This is a genomic window from Verrucosispora sp. TAA-831, from assembly GCF_050780145.1.
Lineage (GTDB): Bacteria > Actinomycetota > Actinomycetes > Mycobacteriales > Micromonosporaceae > Micromonospora.
The window spans coordinates 5,829,832-5,844,629 of record NZ_CP192240.1 but is presented as its reverse complement, the minus strand read 5'-3'; the positions used below and the strand labels follow the sequence as shown (position 1 = coordinate 5,844,629).

15 protein-coding genes are annotated in these 14,798 nt (G+C 71.7%); 6 read left to right on the top strand and 9 right to left on the bottom strand.

All coding sequences use genetic code 11. From position 1 onward, the window contains the following. Positions 1–48: 48 nt before the first annotated feature. Both ACQVFL_RS25945 and ACQVFL_RS25940 read right to left on the bottom strand, forming a co-directional pair. On the bottom strand, positions 49–846 hold the full coding sequence (locus ACQVFL_RS25945) for a M23 family metallopeptidase (RefSeq protein ID WP_431727793.1): 798 nt from the start codon (positions 844–846) through the stop codon (positions 49–51). 275 nt (positions 847–1,121) lie between these two features. Beyond that, a complete protein-coding gene (locus ACQVFL_RS25940; RefSeq protein ID WP_396690405.1) occupies positions 1,122–1,835 on the bottom strand; it encodes a M23 family metallopeptidase in 714 nt (237 codons plus the stop codon). Positions 1,836–2,259: 424 nt separating this feature from the next. Here ACQVFL_RS25940 and ACQVFL_RS25935 point away from each other — a divergent pair, with 424 nt between their 5' ends. The 3 genes from ACQVFL_RS25935 to sucD all read left to right on the top strand — a co-directional run bounded on the left by ACQVFL_RS25935 (position 2,260) and on the right by sucD (position 5,351). Then, the gene (locus ACQVFL_RS25935) at positions 2,260–2,664 is read left to right on the top strand and encodes a cobalamin B12-binding domain-containing protein (RefSeq protein ID WP_350692734.1); all 405 of its coding nucleotides are present in this window, start codon (positions 2,260–2,262) and stop codon (positions 2,662–2,664) included. Positions 2,665–3,282: 618 nt separating this feature from the next. Then, positions 3,283–4,461, top strand: a complete 1,179-nt coding sequence (sucC, locus tag ACQVFL_RS25930; RefSeq protein WP_396690407.1) for an ADP-forming succinate--CoA ligase subunit beta — start codon at positions 3,283–3,285, stop codon at positions 4,459–4,461. Between the two features lie 2 nt (positions 4,462–4,463). After that, entirely contained in the window at positions 4,464–5,351 is an 888-nt protein-coding gene (gene sucD, locus ACQVFL_RS25925) for a succinate--CoA ligase subunit alpha (protein ID WP_396690409.1), read from the top strand. Positions 5,352–5,395: 44 nt separating this feature from the next. Here the strand turns inward: sucD and ACQVFL_RS25920 are convergent, their stop codons facing one another. After that, complete coding sequence (locus tag ACQVFL_RS25920; protein WP_350692730.1) at positions 5,396–5,656, bottom strand: DUF4190 domain-containing protein; 261 nt, start codon at positions 5,654–5,656, stop codon at positions 5,396–5,398. A gap of 158 nt (positions 5,657–5,814) precedes the next feature. On the opposite strand from ACQVFL_RS25920, the gene ACQVFL_RS25915 reads away from it, so the two are divergent. Next, the gene (locus tag ACQVFL_RS25915) at positions 5,815–7,107 is read left to right on the top strand and encodes a cell division protein PerM (RefSeq protein ID WP_431727792.1); all 1,293 of its coding nucleotides are present in this window, start codon (positions 5,815–5,817) and stop codon (positions 7,105–7,107) included. Between the two features lie 91 nt (positions 7,108–7,198). Here the strand turns inward: ACQVFL_RS25915 and ACQVFL_RS25910 are convergent, their stop codons facing one another. Then, positions 7,199–7,852, bottom strand: a complete 654-nt coding sequence (locus tag ACQVFL_RS25910) for a DUF4190 domain-containing protein (RefSeq protein ID WP_431727791.1) — start codon at positions 7,850–7,852, stop codon at positions 7,199–7,201. A gap of 13 nt (positions 7,853–7,865) precedes the next feature. Then, the gene (locus tag ACQVFL_RS25905) at positions 7,866–8,156 is read right to left on the bottom strand and encodes a CD225/dispanin family protein (protein ID WP_396690415.1); all 291 of its coding nucleotides are present in this window, start codon (positions 8,154–8,156) and stop codon (positions 7,866–7,868) included. Positions 8,157–8,328: 172 nt separating this feature from the next. Here ACQVFL_RS25905 and purN point away from each other — a divergent pair, with 172 nt between their 5' ends. Next, positions 8,329–8,940, top strand: a complete 612-nt coding sequence (purN, locus tag ACQVFL_RS25900; RefSeq protein WP_431727790.1) for a phosphoribosylglycinamide formyltransferase — start codon at positions 8,329–8,331, stop codon at positions 8,938–8,940. Next, entirely contained in the window at positions 8,937–10,508 is a 1,572-nt protein-coding gene (gene purH / locus ACQVFL_RS25895) for a bifunctional phosphoribosylaminoimidazolecarboxamide formyltransferase/IMP cyclohydrolase (protein WP_431727789.1), read from the top strand. Before purN ends, purH begins: the two co-directional genes overlap by 4 nt. A 78-nt stretch (positions 10,509–10,586) precedes the next feature. Here the strand turns inward: purH and ACQVFL_RS25890 are convergent, their stop codons facing one another. The 4 genes from ACQVFL_RS25890 to ACQVFL_RS25875 all read right to left on the bottom strand — a co-directional run bounded on the left by ACQVFL_RS25890 (position 10,587) and on the right by ACQVFL_RS25875 (position 14,736). Further along, the gene (locus tag ACQVFL_RS25890) at positions 10,587–11,615 is read right to left on the bottom strand and encodes an ABC transporter ATP-binding protein (RefSeq protein WP_396690421.1); all 1,029 of its coding nucleotides are present in this window, start codon (positions 11,613–11,615) and stop codon (positions 10,587–10,589) included. Beyond that, on the bottom strand, positions 11,599–12,630 hold the full coding sequence (locus tag ACQVFL_RS25885) for an ABC transporter ATP-binding protein (protein ID WP_431727788.1): 1,032 nt from the start codon (positions 12,628–12,630) through the stop codon (positions 11,599–11,601). Before ACQVFL_RS25885 ends, ACQVFL_RS25890 begins: the two co-directional genes overlap by 17 nt. 5 nt (positions 12,631–12,635) lie before the next feature. Continuing rightward, the gene (locus ACQVFL_RS25880) at positions 12,636–13,592 is read right to left on the bottom strand and encodes an ABC transporter permease (protein ID WP_431727787.1); all 957 of its coding nucleotides are present in this window, start codon (positions 13,590–13,592) and stop codon (positions 12,636–12,638) included. Between the two features lie 205 nt (positions 13,593–13,797). Further along, positions 13,798–14,736: an ABC transporter permease gene (locus ACQVFL_RS25875; protein WP_431727786.1), complete on the bottom strand. Its 939-nt coding sequence runs from the start codon at positions 14,734–14,736 to the stop codon at positions 13,798–13,800. Positions 14,737–14,798: the final 62 nt, after the last annotated feature.

Here is a 14,798-nt window from a genome sequence, read left to right as displayed (position 1 = left end):
GGCGCACCGGCCCGGGCCGGGCCGGTGCGCCGGACGCCCGGCGTCAGGTCAGCACGCCACGTCGATGCCCCGGGCACGCAGGAACGGCGCCGGGTCGATCTGGTTCCACATCTGTCCCTGGTGCACCTCGAAGTGCAGGTGCGGCCCGGTGGAGTCGCCGGTGGAGCCTTCCAGGCCGATGGTCTGCCCGGTGCTGACCTTCTCGCCCACGTTCACCCGGGTGGTGCTCAGGTGGGCGTAGTGGGTGAGGTAGCCGTTGCCGTGGTCGATGACGACGGAGATGCCGTACCCGTCACCGACGTCGCCGGCCTTCGTCACGGTGCCCTTGGAGGCGGCCCGCACCGGCGTGCCGGCGGGCAGCGCGAAGTCGATCCCGGCGTGCAGCGTGCCCCAGCGCGGGCCGTAGCACGAGGTGATGGCGGCGCCGGCCATCGGGATGACCCAGTCGGGCTTCGGGGCCGCACTCGTGGTCTTCGTGGCGGCCCTGGTGGCTGTCGGGCGGGGTTTCGCGGTCGGGCTCGCGTCGGGTGTCCGGGACGGTCTCGCCGTCGGGGTCGGCGTCGGGCTCTCCGGCGTCGCCGGGGCGGCCGACTCGCGGGCCGAGCGGTCGGCGCGGGCGGCGGCCTCCGCACGGGCGGCGGCTTCGGCGCTGGCCTGCGCGTCGAGTGAGACGGGGGTCGGGGTCGGGCTGTCGTCGAGACTGGTCACGACGACGCCACCGAGTCCGAGTCCCAGTACGGCGACCGCGCCGACGGCCAGTCGACGGCCGCGCCGGCCGATCCGGCGGCGATGCCGGGCGGGGGCGTGGGGGAGCTTGTGGTGCGGGGTGGGGTTGTCGTCCTGCACGGGGCGGACCTCACTGGATCGAGGGGTACGTGACCTGGAAATCCTGGGGTCCGCCGGGTGTTCGTCGAGTACCGGGGTTGGGTGGGCGGGCGGTCATGGCGGGGCTGCTTTCCCGGTCCGTCCCCGGTTGTCGCCGGATGACCGGGTCGGTGCGTCGACCGGGGTGTGCGCTCGACCACAGTGCGGACTGTGGCCCGGGACACTTTGCGATCCGGGCGGGCACGAAAAACCGCCCGGATCGATCGATCCGGGCGGTCAACGGGTGCAACGGGCTGTCAGGACTCCGTTACCTCGCTGTAAATTGCCTCGACTTGCAGCTTGATGTCCACTCCGCGCTCCTGGAGCCAGGGCACCGGGTCGAGCGGCTTGCCCTTGACATGGATCTCCAGGTGCAGGTGGACCCCGTAGGAGTGTCCGGTGTTGCCGACCAGACCGAGCTGGTCGCCGGCCTTGACCTGCTGCCCCTCGCGCACGCTCACGTCCGAGGAGTGGCCGTAGATCGCCTCGCTGCCGTCCGGGTGCTGGACGATCACGGCGTTGCCGTACCCGCCGAACCAGCCGGCCTTGGTGACGGTGCCCTCGTGGATCGAGACGTACGGCGTGCCCTCCGGCGCGACCAGGTCGATGCCGGTGTGCAGCTTCCCCCACCGCATGCCGTAGGGGGAGTTGAAGTCGTAGCCCTGTAGTGGCAGCAGCCAGACGCCGGAGTCCTCGACGCTCTCCGGGGCGCTGCGGCCGTCCCGGGAGGCCCGGTCGGCGGTCTCGGCACGCTCGGCAGCGCCCTGGCTGCTGACCGCCGCCTGCTTCAGCTCGTCGAGCACCGACTGTTCGACGCTCTTGGCGTCCGGCAGAGCGCCGGCGCCCAGTGCCACCACGCCGGCACCGACGAAGGCGGTGGTGACGACTGCGGCGTAGCGGCTACGTGGGGGGGTGGGTACGCGGCGGCGACCGCGATATCGATCGGGCTCAGACGACAGGCGCTGGCGCACGCACACCCTCCGTTGTCGGGGTTCCGAGGCGGTCGGCCGTCGTCCGGATCAGTGGTCCGTCCGTCGGCTGGTCGCGTCGTCACCCGTCCGCAAACCTGATGACAACCGTGGACACGGTAGCCAACCGGCAGTCGCCCCACAAGCCGGAGCGCCGAACTCGTTGCACCTTTCTGTCCCTTTCCGTCCGTTAATGTCATGGCTAGCGGCACCGGAGGGCTGCCCTCGTTATCGTCCGTTCGTCGCACACCGTGACCGATCGGCGGAGTCGTCCTCCTTGACCCGGACCGCGTCGGTCGTGTCTCTGCGTGAGGTGGTCGTGGCGGCGGGTCCGTCACCGGGCTTCGGCCCCGGTTCCCCGGGTTCGGGGGCGCGGGTTACCGTTCGTTCAGGTGAAAGCCCCGGAGCCGCTGAAAGGGATGCGCAGATGAGCTCTCGTGTTCGGGTCGTCGTCGCCAAGCCGGGCCTGGACGGCCACGACCGTGGGGCCAAGGTGGTGGCCCGCGCTCTCCGGGACGCCGGCATGGAGGTCATCTACACCGGCCTACACCAGACTCCGGAGCAGATCGTGGAGACCGCGATCCAGGAGGACGCCGACGCGGTCGGCCTCTCGGTGCTCTCCGGCGCGCACATGACGCTGTTCCGTCGGGTGCTCGAACTGCTCGGTGAGCGCGACGCCCGGGACATCGTGGTCTTCGGCGGCGGCATCATTCCGGACGCGGACATCCCGGAGCTGGAGCAGCTCGGTGTGGCCAAGATCTTCACGCCCGGTGCGACCACCCAGTCCATCGTGGAGTGGGTCCGCAGCAACGTCGCCCAGCCGGTGAGCTGACCCGACACGCACACCGGAGAGTCGACGCGCAGAGCGGGACCGACGTGCCGCAGGAGAGCGCGCAAACCGGCCCGACGCGTGCAGCGCACAAGGGGAGGGGCCGGACGCACCCCTCACACGTCCGGCCCCTCTATGCACGATGCCCCGCCGCCACCCCTCGACCGACAGGGCATCGGCCGCTTGCGTCCTCGCGCCGTTCAGCGCTCCGACACCTGACTCAACGAGGCCCTGCCGGCCGGGTTACGCACCGGCGACGGGTTCCCTGCCCAGGTCGTGGAGATCGCCCGAACGGGTGACACCGGAGCGGTCGCTGCGGCGTGGTGCACGCTGGTGACACAGCGTCCGTGGTGGCTGTGGATTACCGCACACCCCGCACCCGCTCGGTTGCCGCCCGTGCCGACATCGCTAGGCTGCGCCCAATGAACCCCGCATCACCTCCGCCCACGGTCCGACGGACCCACGGGTAGGGCGCGGTGCGCGAGTGCCGTGCGGTTCGGGCCGCGCGAGGTTCAGCGGTCTGCGTCAACTTCGACTGATGTCAGGCACCGCACTGTTTACTTTCCATACGCTGGTGGCGGCGCGACGGTGCGCCGCGGAGACGGGACGGGACGCGCAATCGTGGACCTGTACGAATACCAGGGGCGGGACCTGTTCGAGCGGCACGGTCTGCCCGTGCTCGCGGGCGGCGTTGCCACCACCCCGGAGGAGGCCCGCGCGATCGCCGATCGCCTCGGCGGCCGAGTGGTCGTCAAGGCGCAGGTGAAGGTCGGCGGGCGAGGCAAGGCCGGCGGCGTGAAGCTCGCCGAGGGCGCGGAGGAGACGGTGGCCCGCGCCACCGACATCCTCGGCATGGACATCAAGGGTCACACGGTCCACAAGGTCATGATCACGGTGACCGCCGACGTGGCCGACGAGTACTACTTCTCGTACCTGCTGGACCGGGCGAACCGTACCTTCCTCTGCATCGCCAGCGTCGCTGGCGGCATGGACATCGAGCAGGTGGCCGCGGACACCCCGGACAAGGTCGTCAAGGCCCCGATCGACGCCGTCAAGGGTGTCGACGAGGCCAAGGCCCGGGAGATCGTCTCCGCCGCGGGCTTCCCGGCCGAGGTCGCCGACCAGGTCGTCGACGTCGCGGTGGGGCTGTGGAAGGCGTTCGTCGCCGAGGACGCCACCCTGGTCGAGGTCAACCCGTTGGCCAAGACCGGTGACGGCACGCTGCTGCTGCTGGACGCCAAGATCTCGCTGGACGAGAACGCCGGCTTCCGGCACCCGGACCACGAGGCCCTGGTCGACCAGTCGACCGTGGACCCGCTGGAGCAGGCCGCCAAGGAGAAGGACCTCAACTACGTCAAGCTCGACGGCGAGGTCGGCATCATCGGCAACGGCGCGGGCCTGGTCATGTCCACGCTCGACGTGGTCGCGTACGCCGGTGAGCGGCACGGCGGCGTCAAGCCGGCCAACTTCCTCGACATCGGCGGCGGCGCGAGCGCCGCGGTGATGGCCAACGGTCTGGAGATCGTGCTCTCCGACCCGTCGGTCCGAAGCGTCTTCGTCAACGTCTTCGGCGGCATCACCGCCTGCGACGAGGTCGCCAACGGCATCATCCAGGCGCTGGCCCTGCTGGAGCAGCGCGGGGAGCAGGTCACCAAGCCGCTCGTCGTGCGGCTGGACGGCAACAACGCCGAAGCGGGTCGGGCGATCCTCGACAGCGCGAACAACCCGCTGGTGCAGCGGGTCGACACCATGGACGGCGCGGCCGAGCGGGCCGCCGAGCTGGCGGCTGCGGGGGTCTGACAATGGCTATCTGGCTCACCAAGGACTCGAAGGTCATCGTCCAGGGGATGACCGGTTCCGAGGGTTCCAAGCACACCCGGCGGATGCTCGCGGCCGGCACCAACGTCGTCGGCGGCGTGAACCCGCGCAAGGCGGGCACCACCGTCGACTTCGACGGCACCGAGCTGCCGGTCTTCGCCAGCGTCGCGGACGCGATGAAGGACACCGGCGCCGACGTCACCGTCATCTTCGTGCCCCCGCAGTTCACCAAGGGCGCGGTCATCGAGGCGATCGACGCCGAGATCCCGCTGGCCGTGGTGATCACCGAGGGTGTGCCGGTGCACGACACCGCCGCCTTCTGGGCGTACAACACGGGCAAGGGCGAGCGGACCCGGATCGTCGGGCCGAACTGCCCCGGCATCGCCTCGCCGGGCGCCTCCAACGCCGGCATCATCCCGGCCGACATCACCGGCAGCGGCCGGATCGGTCTGGTCAGCAAGAGCGGCACGCTGACCTACCAGATGATGTACGAGCTGCGGGACATCGGCTTCTCGACCTGCGTCGGCATCGGTGGCGACCCGATCATCGGCACCACGCACATCGATGCGCTGGCCGCGTTCGAGGCCGACCCGGACACCGACGCGATCGTGATGATCGGTGAGATCGGCGGCGACGCCGAGGAGCGGGCAGCCGACTACATCAAGGCCAACGTCACCAAGCCGGTGGTCGGCTACATCGCCGGCTTCACCGCCCCGCCCGGCAAGACCATGGGGCACGCCGGTGCGATCATCTCCGGCTCGGCGGGTACCGCCGACGCGAAGAAGGCCGCGCTGGAGGCGGTCGGCGTCAAGGTCGGCAAGACCCCGACCGAGACCGCCAAGCTGATGCGGGAGATCATGTCCGCCGGCTGAGCCGGTACGACAGTCTTCGAGGGGCCGACCGGAAGGTCGGCCCCTCAGCGGTTCCAGTACGGGTAGTTGCCCGTGGCGGACAGGATCAGGCTGATCACGATGTTCAGCACACCCAGGCCGATCGAGACGTAGCCGAGCACCGGCGACTGCCGGTAGCGGCGTGCGTCGCGGATCGACAACCAGCCGAAGACGATGCCGAGGATGCCGCAGCAGAGCACCCCGGTGACGATGCCCAGCACGCCCCACAGAGTGGTGCGGTCCCGGCCTGCCGGTGGCGGCGGGGGCGGTGGATACGGAGCGTTCACGGCTTCCCTCCGGACACTACCTGCCGCGACGTCGGTCACGGCCCTGAGCCGAGGCTAGACCGGACCCTGCGGCCGGCACGCCGGATCAGGCGAACTCACCTCCGGACGGGGTGGTGTCCGGGCAGCCGAGGCGGCCCCGGCATGCCAGAGTAGAGCCGATGTCCTCCGTCACCCCTGACCAGCCGCGCCGGGCCACCGACGCACGCGGAGTCGGCGCCCGGCCACCCGGTCGCGCCGGCCCGCCCCGCCGGGTACCGGTGCAGCGGGGCACGCCCGGCGGTCGCCGTCACCCGCCCCTCGCGGTCGCCGCGTTGGTGGCCGCTGGCGGAGCCGCCCTCACCTCCTGGCTGCCGGTGGCGCTCGCACTCTGGTTGTTCCAGCTCAGCGAGGGTGCCGCCACGCTGCTGGGTGCGGTCCGCGCGGGGGCGGCCGGATGGCTGCTCGGGCACGGCGTACCGCTGGACACCGCCGCCGGACCCCTGGGCCTGGCCCCGCTCGCGGTCACCGTGCTGGCCCTCTGGCGGCTCGCCCGGGGCGGTGTGCACGCCAGCCGTGCGGTCGGCGCACGCGGCAGCCGGTCGCCGGGCCGCACGTCGGCCGTCGCGGCGGCGGTCGGCGTCGGCTACGGCCTGATCGGTCTGCTCGCCGCGCTGCTCGTGGACACCGGCGGCACCGGTGTGTCGTGGTCGCGGGCCGGGGTGACGCTCGCGGTGATCGGCACGCTCGCCGCCGGGCTCGGCGCGACCCGGACCACCGGGCTGGCCGAGGTGCTCGCCGGTCAGGTACCGACGCCGGTGCGCGAAGGAGTCCGGGCCGGCCTGGTGGCCGCACTGGTGCTGCTCGGCGCGGGGGCGGCCGGGGCGGGACTGGCCGTGGCGACCGGCGGGGGCGACGCGGCCGACCTGATCGGCGCGTACCGCACCGGCGTGGCCGGGCAGGCGGGCATCACCCTGGTCAGCCTGGCGTACGCCCCCAACGCCACCGTCTGGGCCACCGGCTACCTGCTCGGGCCGGGCTTCGCCGTGGGCACCGACACGGCGGTCCGCACCAGCGAGGTCTCGGTCGGCGCGCTACCGGCGCTGCCGTTGTTCGCCGGGCTGCCGAGCGGGCCGGTCGACGGGGCCGGGTCGATCGTGGTCCTCGCGATACCGGTCCTGGTGGGCATGGCCGCGGGTTGGCTGCTGGCCCGTCGGTTGCTCCGGTCGGCCGGGGCGGACCGCGCACCGCTGCGCTGGCGGCGGCTGCTGGTGCCGGCCGTACTCGTCGGCCCGGTGGCCGGGGTGCTCCTCGGCGTGCTCGCGGAGGTCTCCGGCGGGCCGCTCGGTGCCGGACGGCTGGCCGAGGTCGGCCCGGTCGGTTGGCAGGTGGCGCTGGCCGCGATGCTGATCACGGGCGGCGGCGCGGTGCTCGGAGCGGCGGCGACCCGCTGGCTCACCCGGCCCGCCGGCTAGACCGACCGCAGCGCGGCCGGCCCTCGAACTCGGGGCCGTTCACGACGAGGGGCGCCCCGTTCGTCCGGAGCGCCCCTCGCGTACTGCTGGCTCAAAGCTGCGGCACGGCGTAGTTCACCGCGATCAGCAAGAGATAGAGCAGGCCCAGCAGCAGGCCGATGCCGCCGCAGATCAGACCGGTGAGGGCCTGCCCCGCGTTGCCGGCCAGGCCCTGGTCGACCTTCTGCTTGCCGAGCCAGCCGGTGATCACCGCGGCCAGACCCAGCGGAATACCGAGGTAGCAGCAGTTCAGCGGGATCGACGCGATGCCCAGGATCATCGCCACCAGACCGAGCGTGTTCTGCTGCCCGCCGGGGCCGGCGAAACCGGCGTGCGGGTACATCGGCGCACCGCCGTACGGCTGCGGGGCGTACGGGTCCTGGTAGGGCTGGCCACCGTAGGGGTGCCCCGACGTCGGCGGCTGCCCGTAGGTCGGGGGCTGACCGTACGCCGGCTGTCCGGCGGGCGGGGCCGAGTACGGGTCGTACGGCTGCCCGGAGGTGGGCGGCTGCTGGCCGTACGGGTCTGCCTGCTGGTACGGGTCGACCGCAGGCGTGTGCGGCTCCGGCGTGGCGTACGGGTTGGCCGGCGGAGGTGCGTAGGGATTGGCCGCCGGTGGCGCGTACGGGTTGTGCGGAGGTGGAGCTGTCGGATCCCCGTACGGCTGTTGGCCGTACGGGTCCTGACCGGGGTTACCGGGCTGCATGTGGTTCCGTGACTCAGACGTTGGAGCCGCTGAGCGAACCGAGGACGCCACCGCCCAGGCAGCAGAGCAGCACGATCGCGAGCCACGCGACACCGACGATGATGGCCCACTTGGACCACTTCTTCGACTCGGCGGACGCGGCCTGGGCACCGGCGTAGTCACCCTGCTGGAGAAGCTGGTTGACCTTCGAGGCGTTGATGATGGCGGGGATCGCCAGCGGCCAGAACAGGAAGATGGCGACGATCGACATCGTCATGTTGTTGTCGACCTGCTGGGGCGGCTGGGACGGGTATCCGGGCTGCATGATGACGAGCTCCTCACGTACGTTTCGCTGACGGGTGCGGGCCGGACACGCGCCGGTCCCAAGCGACCGGCAGCGTACCCGGTCAGTGCGACCTCGGTGGTCGGCGAAGGGTCGCCGGCCCACCGGGTGGGCACCGGACCAGCGCCGATCCGCCGCCGGATAGGGTGTGCCGGTGACCGAGCCCGCCCGCATCGTCGTCCTCGTCTCCGGCTCCGGCAGCAACCTGCAGGCGCTGCTGGACGCGACCGCCGACCCGGCGTACGGGGCCCGGGTGGTCGCGGTGGGCGCGGACCGCGACGGCATCGCCGGGCTGGACCGAGCCGCCGCCGCCGGGGTGCCGACGTTCGTGGCGCGGGTCAAGGACCACCCGTCCCGTGCGGAGTGGGATGTGGCGCTCACCGAGCAGGTCGCCGCGCACCGCCCTGACCTGGTCGTCTCCGCCGGGTTCCTGAAGCTGGTCGGTTCCCGGTTCCTCGCCGCCTTCGGCGACCGCTACCTGAACACGCACAACACCCTGCTGCCGGCGTTCCCCGGCATCCACGGCCCCCGGGACGCGCTCGCCTACGGGGTGAAGGTCACCGGTGCGACGCTGTTCTTCGTCGACGCCGGGATGGACACCGGCCCGATCGTGGCGCAGGTGGCGGTGCCGGTGCACGAGGACGACGACGTGGACACGCTCACCGAACGCATCAAGGAAGCCGAGCGGCAGCAACTCGTCGAGCAGGTGGGCCGACTGGTCCGCGAGGGTTGGACGATCACCGGGAGAAAGGTCACAGTTCCGTGAGTTCCATCGAGGACGGGCGTCGCCCGATCCGGCGGGCACTGGTCAGCGTCTACGACAAGAGCGGACTGGTCGACCTGGCCAAGGCGCTGCACGCCGCCGGGGTGGAGATCGTCTCCACCGGCAGCACCGCGTCGACGATCGCCGGTGCCGGTGTGCCGGTGACCGCCGTGGAGCAGGTGACCGGCTTCCCGGAGATCCTCGACGGCCGGGTGAAGACCCTGCACCCGAAGATCCACGGTGGACTCCTCGCCGACCTGCGCAAGGACACCCACGTCGCCCAGCTCGACGAGCACGGCATCGCCGGGATCGACCTGCTGGTGTCCAACCTGTACCCGTTCCAGCAGACCGTGGCCTCCGGCGCGAGCCAGGACGAGTGCGTCGAGCAGATCGACATCGGCGGTCCGGCGATGGTGCGGGCCGCCGCCAAGAACCACGCGTCGGTGGCGGTGGTGACCGACCCGGCCGCGTACCCGCTGCTGCTGGCCGCGCTCGACGGCGGCGGCTTCACGCTGGCGCAGCGGCGGGCGCTGGCCGCCCGCGCCTTCGCCGACATCGCCGAGTACGACGTGGCGGTGGCCGACTGGTTCGCCACGACCCTGGCCCCGGCCGCCGACGGCGGGCCGGAGTTCGCCGGACTGGCGCTGCGTCGGCAGGCGGTGCTGCGGTACGGCGAGAACCCGCACCAGGGCGCGGCGGTCTACGCGGACCCGGCGAGCCCGCCCGGGTTGGCCCAGGCCGAGCAGTTGCACGGCAAGGAGATGTCCTACAACAACTACGTCGACGCGGACGCCGCCTGGCGGGCCGCGAACGACTTCGTCGACCAGCCGGCGGTAACCGTGATCAAGCACGCCAACCCGTGCGGCATCGCGGTCGGCGCGGACGTGGCCGAGGCCCACCGCAAGGCGCACGCCTGCGACCCGGTCTCCGCCTTCGGCGGCGTCATCGCGGTGAACCGGCCGGTCTCGGTCGAGCTGGCCGGGCAGATCGCCGAGATCTTCACCGAGGTCGTCGTGGCGCCCGGCTACGAGCCCGGTGCCGCCGAGGTGCTCCAGGCCAAGAAGAACATCCGGCTGCTGCGGGCACCGGAGTTCCGTCCGCCGTCGACCGAGTGGCGGCAGATCACCGGCGGTGTGCTGGTGCAGGAACGCGACGCGATCGACGCCGAGGGCGACGACCCGACGACCTGGCGGCTGGCCACCGGCGAGGCGGCCGACGAGGCGACCCTGGCCGACCTGGCCTTCGCCTGGCGGGCGGTGCGCGCGGTGAAGAGCAACGCGATCCTGCTGGCCCAGGACGGCGCCACGGTCGGCGTCGGGATGGGTCAGGTCAACCGGGTCGACTCGGCGCGACTGGCGGTCAGTCGGGCCGGTGCCGACCGGGCGCGGGGCGCGGTGGCGGCCTCGGACGCGTTCTTCCCGTTCGCCGACGGGCCGCAGATCCTCATCGACGCCGGCATCCGGGCGATCGTGCAGCCGGGCGGCTCGATCCGGGACGAGGAGGTGATCGCCGCCTGCAAGCAGGCCGGCGTCACCATGTACCTGACCGGCACCCGGCACTTCTTCCACTGACCCGCCGCCGCGCGGCTCGGCCTTGGATGTAAGGAAGGGTCCCCTGCTATACACCCGGCGTTAGCAGGGGACCCTTCCTTACACCGACGGGCGCAGCTCGGCGAAGTGACAGGCGGACGGGTGCGGGTCGGCGGCCCGCGGCACCGCCTGCGGATCCTCGACGGCGCAGATCTCCTGCGCCTTCCAGCACCGGGTCCGGAAGTGGCAGCCGCTCGGCGGGTCGGCCGGGCTCGGTACGTCACCGCGCAACCGGATCACCGTACGACGCTCGCGGGCGTCCGGGTCCGGCACCGGCGCGGCCGAGAGCAGCGCCTGCGTGTACGGGTGGGTGGCCCGCTGGTAGATCTCGTCCTCGGTGCCGATCTCCACGATCCGGCCCAGGTACATCACCGCGATCCGGTCCGAGATGTGCCGCACCACGGACAGGTCGTGGGCGATGAAGATGTAGGACAGCCCGAACTCGTCCTGGAGCTGCTCCAACAGGTTGATCACCTGGGCCTGGATGGAGACGTCCAGCGCGGAGACCGGCTCGTCGCAGACGATCACCTCGGGCCGCAGCGCGAGTGCCCGGGCGATGCCGATGCGCTGCCGCTGGCCGCCGGAGAACTGGTGCGGGTAGCGGTTGACGTGCTCCGGGTTCAGCCCGACCACGTCGAGCAGTTCCTGCACCCGCCGCTCGCGGCTGCCCTTCGGGGCCGCCTCGGGATGGATCTCGAACGGCTCGCCGATGATGTCGCCGACGGTCATCCGGGGGTTCAGCGAGGTGTACGGGTCCTGCATGACCATCTGCATGTTGCGGCGGATCCGGCGGAGCCGGGCCCCGGAGGCGGCGAACAGGTCCTGCCCGGCCAGGGTGGCCCGGCCGGCGGTCGGCCGCTCCAGCCGCATCAGCAACCGGGCCAGGGTCGACTTGCCGCAGCCGGACTCGCCGACGACGCCCAGCGTCTCGCCCCGGCGGAGCTGGAAACTCACCCCGTCGACGGCCTTCACCGCGCCGACCCTCTTCTGGAACAGCACCCCCTGCGTGATCGGGAAGTGCTTCACCACGTTGTCGACGTCGAGGATCGTCTCGCCGGTCACCGTGGTGGGCTCAGCCGGCGCGGTCATCACGTACCTCCTGCGCGAAGTGGCACGCGCTGGTCCGGCCGTCGCCGAGGACCAGGTCGTGCGGTACCTCGTCGACACAGACCTGCTGCGCGTACGGGCATCGGGGATGGAAGGGGCAGCCGCTGGGAATGCGCATCAGGTTCGGCGGCAGGCCCCGGATGGTGGACAGCCGCCCGCCGCGCTGGTCCAGGCGCGGGATCGACGCCAGCAGCCCCTTGGTGTACGGGTGGGCGGGTGCCCGGTACAACGACCGCACGTCGGCGTGCTCGACGATGCGGCCCGCGTACATGACCGCGATCCGGTCCGCCACGTCGGCGACCACGCCCAGGTCATGGGTGATCAGGATCATCGCCATGTCCAGGTCCCGCCGCAGGTCGGCGAGGAGGTCCATGATCTGCGCCTGCACGGTGACGTCGAGCGCGGTGGTCGGCTCGTCGGCGATCAGCACCTTCGGTTCCATCGCCAGCGCCATCGCGATCATCACGCGTTGGCGCATGCCGCCGGAGAACTGGTGCGGGTAGTCGCCGAGACGCTGGCCGGCGGCCGGGATCTGCACCAGGTCCATCAGCTCCACCGCCCGGCGGCGGGCGTCGGCGCGGGACATGCCGAGCCGCTGGCGCAGCGTCTCGCCGATCTGCCAGCCGACCGGGAAGACCGGGTTCAACGCGGAGAGGGCGTCCTGGAAGATCATCGCGATCTCCTTGCCCCGGACCTGCCGACGTTGCTCCTCGGGCAGGGCGAGCAGGTCGCGCCCCTGGTAGTGGATCTGCCCGGCGGTGACGTGCGCCGGTGGGCTGTCCAGGATGCCCATCACCGCCTGCGCGGTGACGGACTTGCCGGAGCCGGACTCGCCCAGCACCGCCAGGGTCTCGCCGGGGTCCAGGTGGTAGCTGACCCCGTTGATCACCTTCGCCACCCCCTCGCCGGTGCGGAACTCGATGTGCAGGTCCCGTACCTGGAGCAGGTGGCCGCCGGGCGGGGTGGGGGAGGCCGGAGTGGGCCGCGTCGTGGTCATGTCGGTCACCGCAGCTTCGGGTCGAACGCGTCACGGATGGCGTCGCCGAGCATGATGAACGCCAGCACGGTCAGGGCCAGGAACGTCGACGGGACGACCAGCGGGGTGGCCGACTCCCGCATGTGCACCCGACCGTTGTTGATGTCGATGCCCCAGGAGATGGTCGGTTCCCGCAGGCCGATGCCGAGGAAGGAGAGCGTCGCCTCGGCGGCGATGAACGAACCGAGCGCGATCGTCAGCACCACGATCGCCGGGGCGAGCGCGTTCGGCAGGATGTGCCGCCACATGATCCGGCCGTTGCCGGCGCCCAGCATCCGCGCCGCCGACACGTAGTCCTGCTCCCGAGCGGTGATCACCGAGGAGCGGACCACCCGGGCGGCGGTGGTCCAGCCGAGCACCGCGAGCACGAAGATGACGGCACCGACGCGGACCGTGGCACTGTCGCTGGCGACCCGCTTGAGTAGCACGATCGCGGCCAGCAGCAGCGGGATGCCGAGCACGATGTCGATCACCCGGCTGAGCACCGCGTCGACCCAGCCGCCGAAGTAGCCGGCGAGCATCCCGACGACCAGCGCGATCACCCCGGTGAGCAGCGCGGAGAGGGCGCCGACCAGCAGGGACGCCCGGGCGCCGTAGACCGCGCGGGCGTACGTGTCGCAGCCCTGGAAGTCGTACCCGAAGATCGCCCCGCCGGACGGGGCCGCGTGCTGCCGGGACAGCACGCAGTCGCCCGGGTCGTTGCTGGTGAACAGCCCCGGCGCGGCGGCCATCGCGGCCACCAGCAGCACCAGCGCCAGGCTGATCCAGAAGATCGGCTTGCGGCGCAGGTCGCGCCAGGCGTCCCCGGCGAGGCTGCGCGGCTTGTGGGGCCGGCCGACCTGGTCGGGCGCGCCCGGCTCACCCGTCGGCCCGCGTCGCGCGGCCTGGTTCTCCGACGCCGCAACGGTCTCGAAGTCACTCATGCCCACCCCTCGCCGCGCTCGGTGCCGGCATGTCCGCTGGGCTGGCCGATTCGTTCGCTGCGCTCACTCGTGCCGCCCCCTCGCTGCGCTCGGTGCCGGCATGTCCGCTGGGCTGACCGATTCGTTCGCTGCGCTCACTCGTGCCGCCCCCTCGCTGCGCTCGGTGCCGGCATGTCCGCTGAGCCGACCGATTCGTTCGCTGCGCTCACTCATAGCGGATCCTCGGGTCCAGGACGGCGTACAGGACGTCCACCACCAGGTTGGAGACCAGGTAGACCACGACGAGCACGCTGACGATGCCCACCACCAGCGGGCCGTCCTCGGTGCGGATGGCGCGGAACAGGTTGAAGCCGACGCCGGGGATGTTGAACACGCCCTCGGTGATGATCGCGCCGCTCATCAGGTTGCCCACCTCGACGCCGAGGAAGGTGATCACCGGGATGAGCGAGTTGCGCAGGACGTGCACGCTGACCACCCGCCGGTTCGGCAGGCCCTTGGAACGGGCGGTACGCACGTAGTCGGCGCGCAGGTTCTCGGCCACCGAGGTCCGGGTCAGCCGCAGCGCGGTGGCCAGGGAGAGCGAGCCGAGCACGATCCCGGGCAGCAGCAGCGAGCCGAAGTCGGGGTCGGCGCCGGCGGTGGGCGGGAAGACCTGCCACTTGACGCCGAGGAAGTACTGCGCGAGCGGCGCGAGCACGATGGTCGGGATGCCGAGCACCAGCAGCGTCAGCAGCAGCGTGGCGTTGTCGAAGATGCCGGCCCGGCGGATGCCGGCGAGGACGCCCGCGGTGACCCCGAAGATCACGGCGACCGCGATGGCGATCAGCGCCAGTTTGATGGTGACCGGCCAGGCGGTGGCGAGGATGTCACCGATCGACCGGCCGGTGAGCGAGTCGCCGAGGTCGCCGCGGAGCAGATTGGATAGGTAGTCGAAGTAGCGGTAGAGGAAGCCGCCGACACCGGTCGCGTCGAGGTGGTATTTCTCGGTGAGGTAGGCCCGCTGGGCCTCGGTGACCGGACGTTCACCGGCGAGCGCCTGGATCGGGTCGCCCTGGCCGGCGAACATCAACGCGTAGACGATCAGCGTGGTGCCGAAGAAGGCCAGGACCATCTGCAGCAGGCGCCGCACGATGAAGCGGAACATACTAGGCAGTCTCCCCAAAAAGGGCGAACCACGTGGCGGGTCGGGTCGCCTCGACCCGACCC

Bases quoted from the DNA above. Each gene is read 5' to 3' on its own strand.
- ACQVFL_RS25935 (WP_350692734.1), top strand. From the start codon at position 2,260: ATGAGCTCTCGTGTTCGGGTCGTCGTCGCCAAGCCGGGCCTGGACGGC.
- sucD (WP_396690409.1), top strand. From the start codon at position 4,464: ATGGCTATCTGGCTCACCAAGGACTCGAAGGTCATCGTCCAGGGGATG.
- ACQVFL_RS25915 (WP_431727792.1), top strand. From the start codon at position 5,815: ATGTCCTCCGTCACCCCTGACCAGCCGCGCCGGGCCACCGACGCACGC.
- ACQVFL_RS25910 (WP_431727791.1), bottom strand. From the start codon at position 7,852: ATGCAGCCCGGTAACCCCGGTCAGGACCCGTACGGCCAACAGCCGTAC.
- ACQVFL_RS25905 (WP_396690415.1), bottom strand. From the start codon at position 8,156: ATGCAGCCCGGATACCCGTCCCAGCCGCCCCAGCAGGTCGACAACAAC.
- ACQVFL_RS25890 (WP_396690421.1), bottom strand. From the start codon at position 11,615: ATGACCGCGCCGGCTGAGCCCACCACGGTGACCGGCGAGACGATCCTC.
- ACQVFL_RS25885 (WP_431727788.1), bottom strand. From the start codon at position 12,630: ATGACCACGACGCGGCCCACTCCGGCCTCCCCCACCCCGCCCGGCGGC.
- ACQVFL_RS25880 (WP_431727787.1), bottom strand. From the start codon at position 13,592: ATGAGTGACTTCGAGACCGTTGCGGCGTCGGAGAACCAGGCCGCGCGA.
- ACQVFL_RS25875 (WP_431727786.1), bottom strand. From the start codon at position 14,736: ATGTTCCGCTTCATCGTGCGGCGCCTGCTGCAGATGGTCCTGGCCTTC.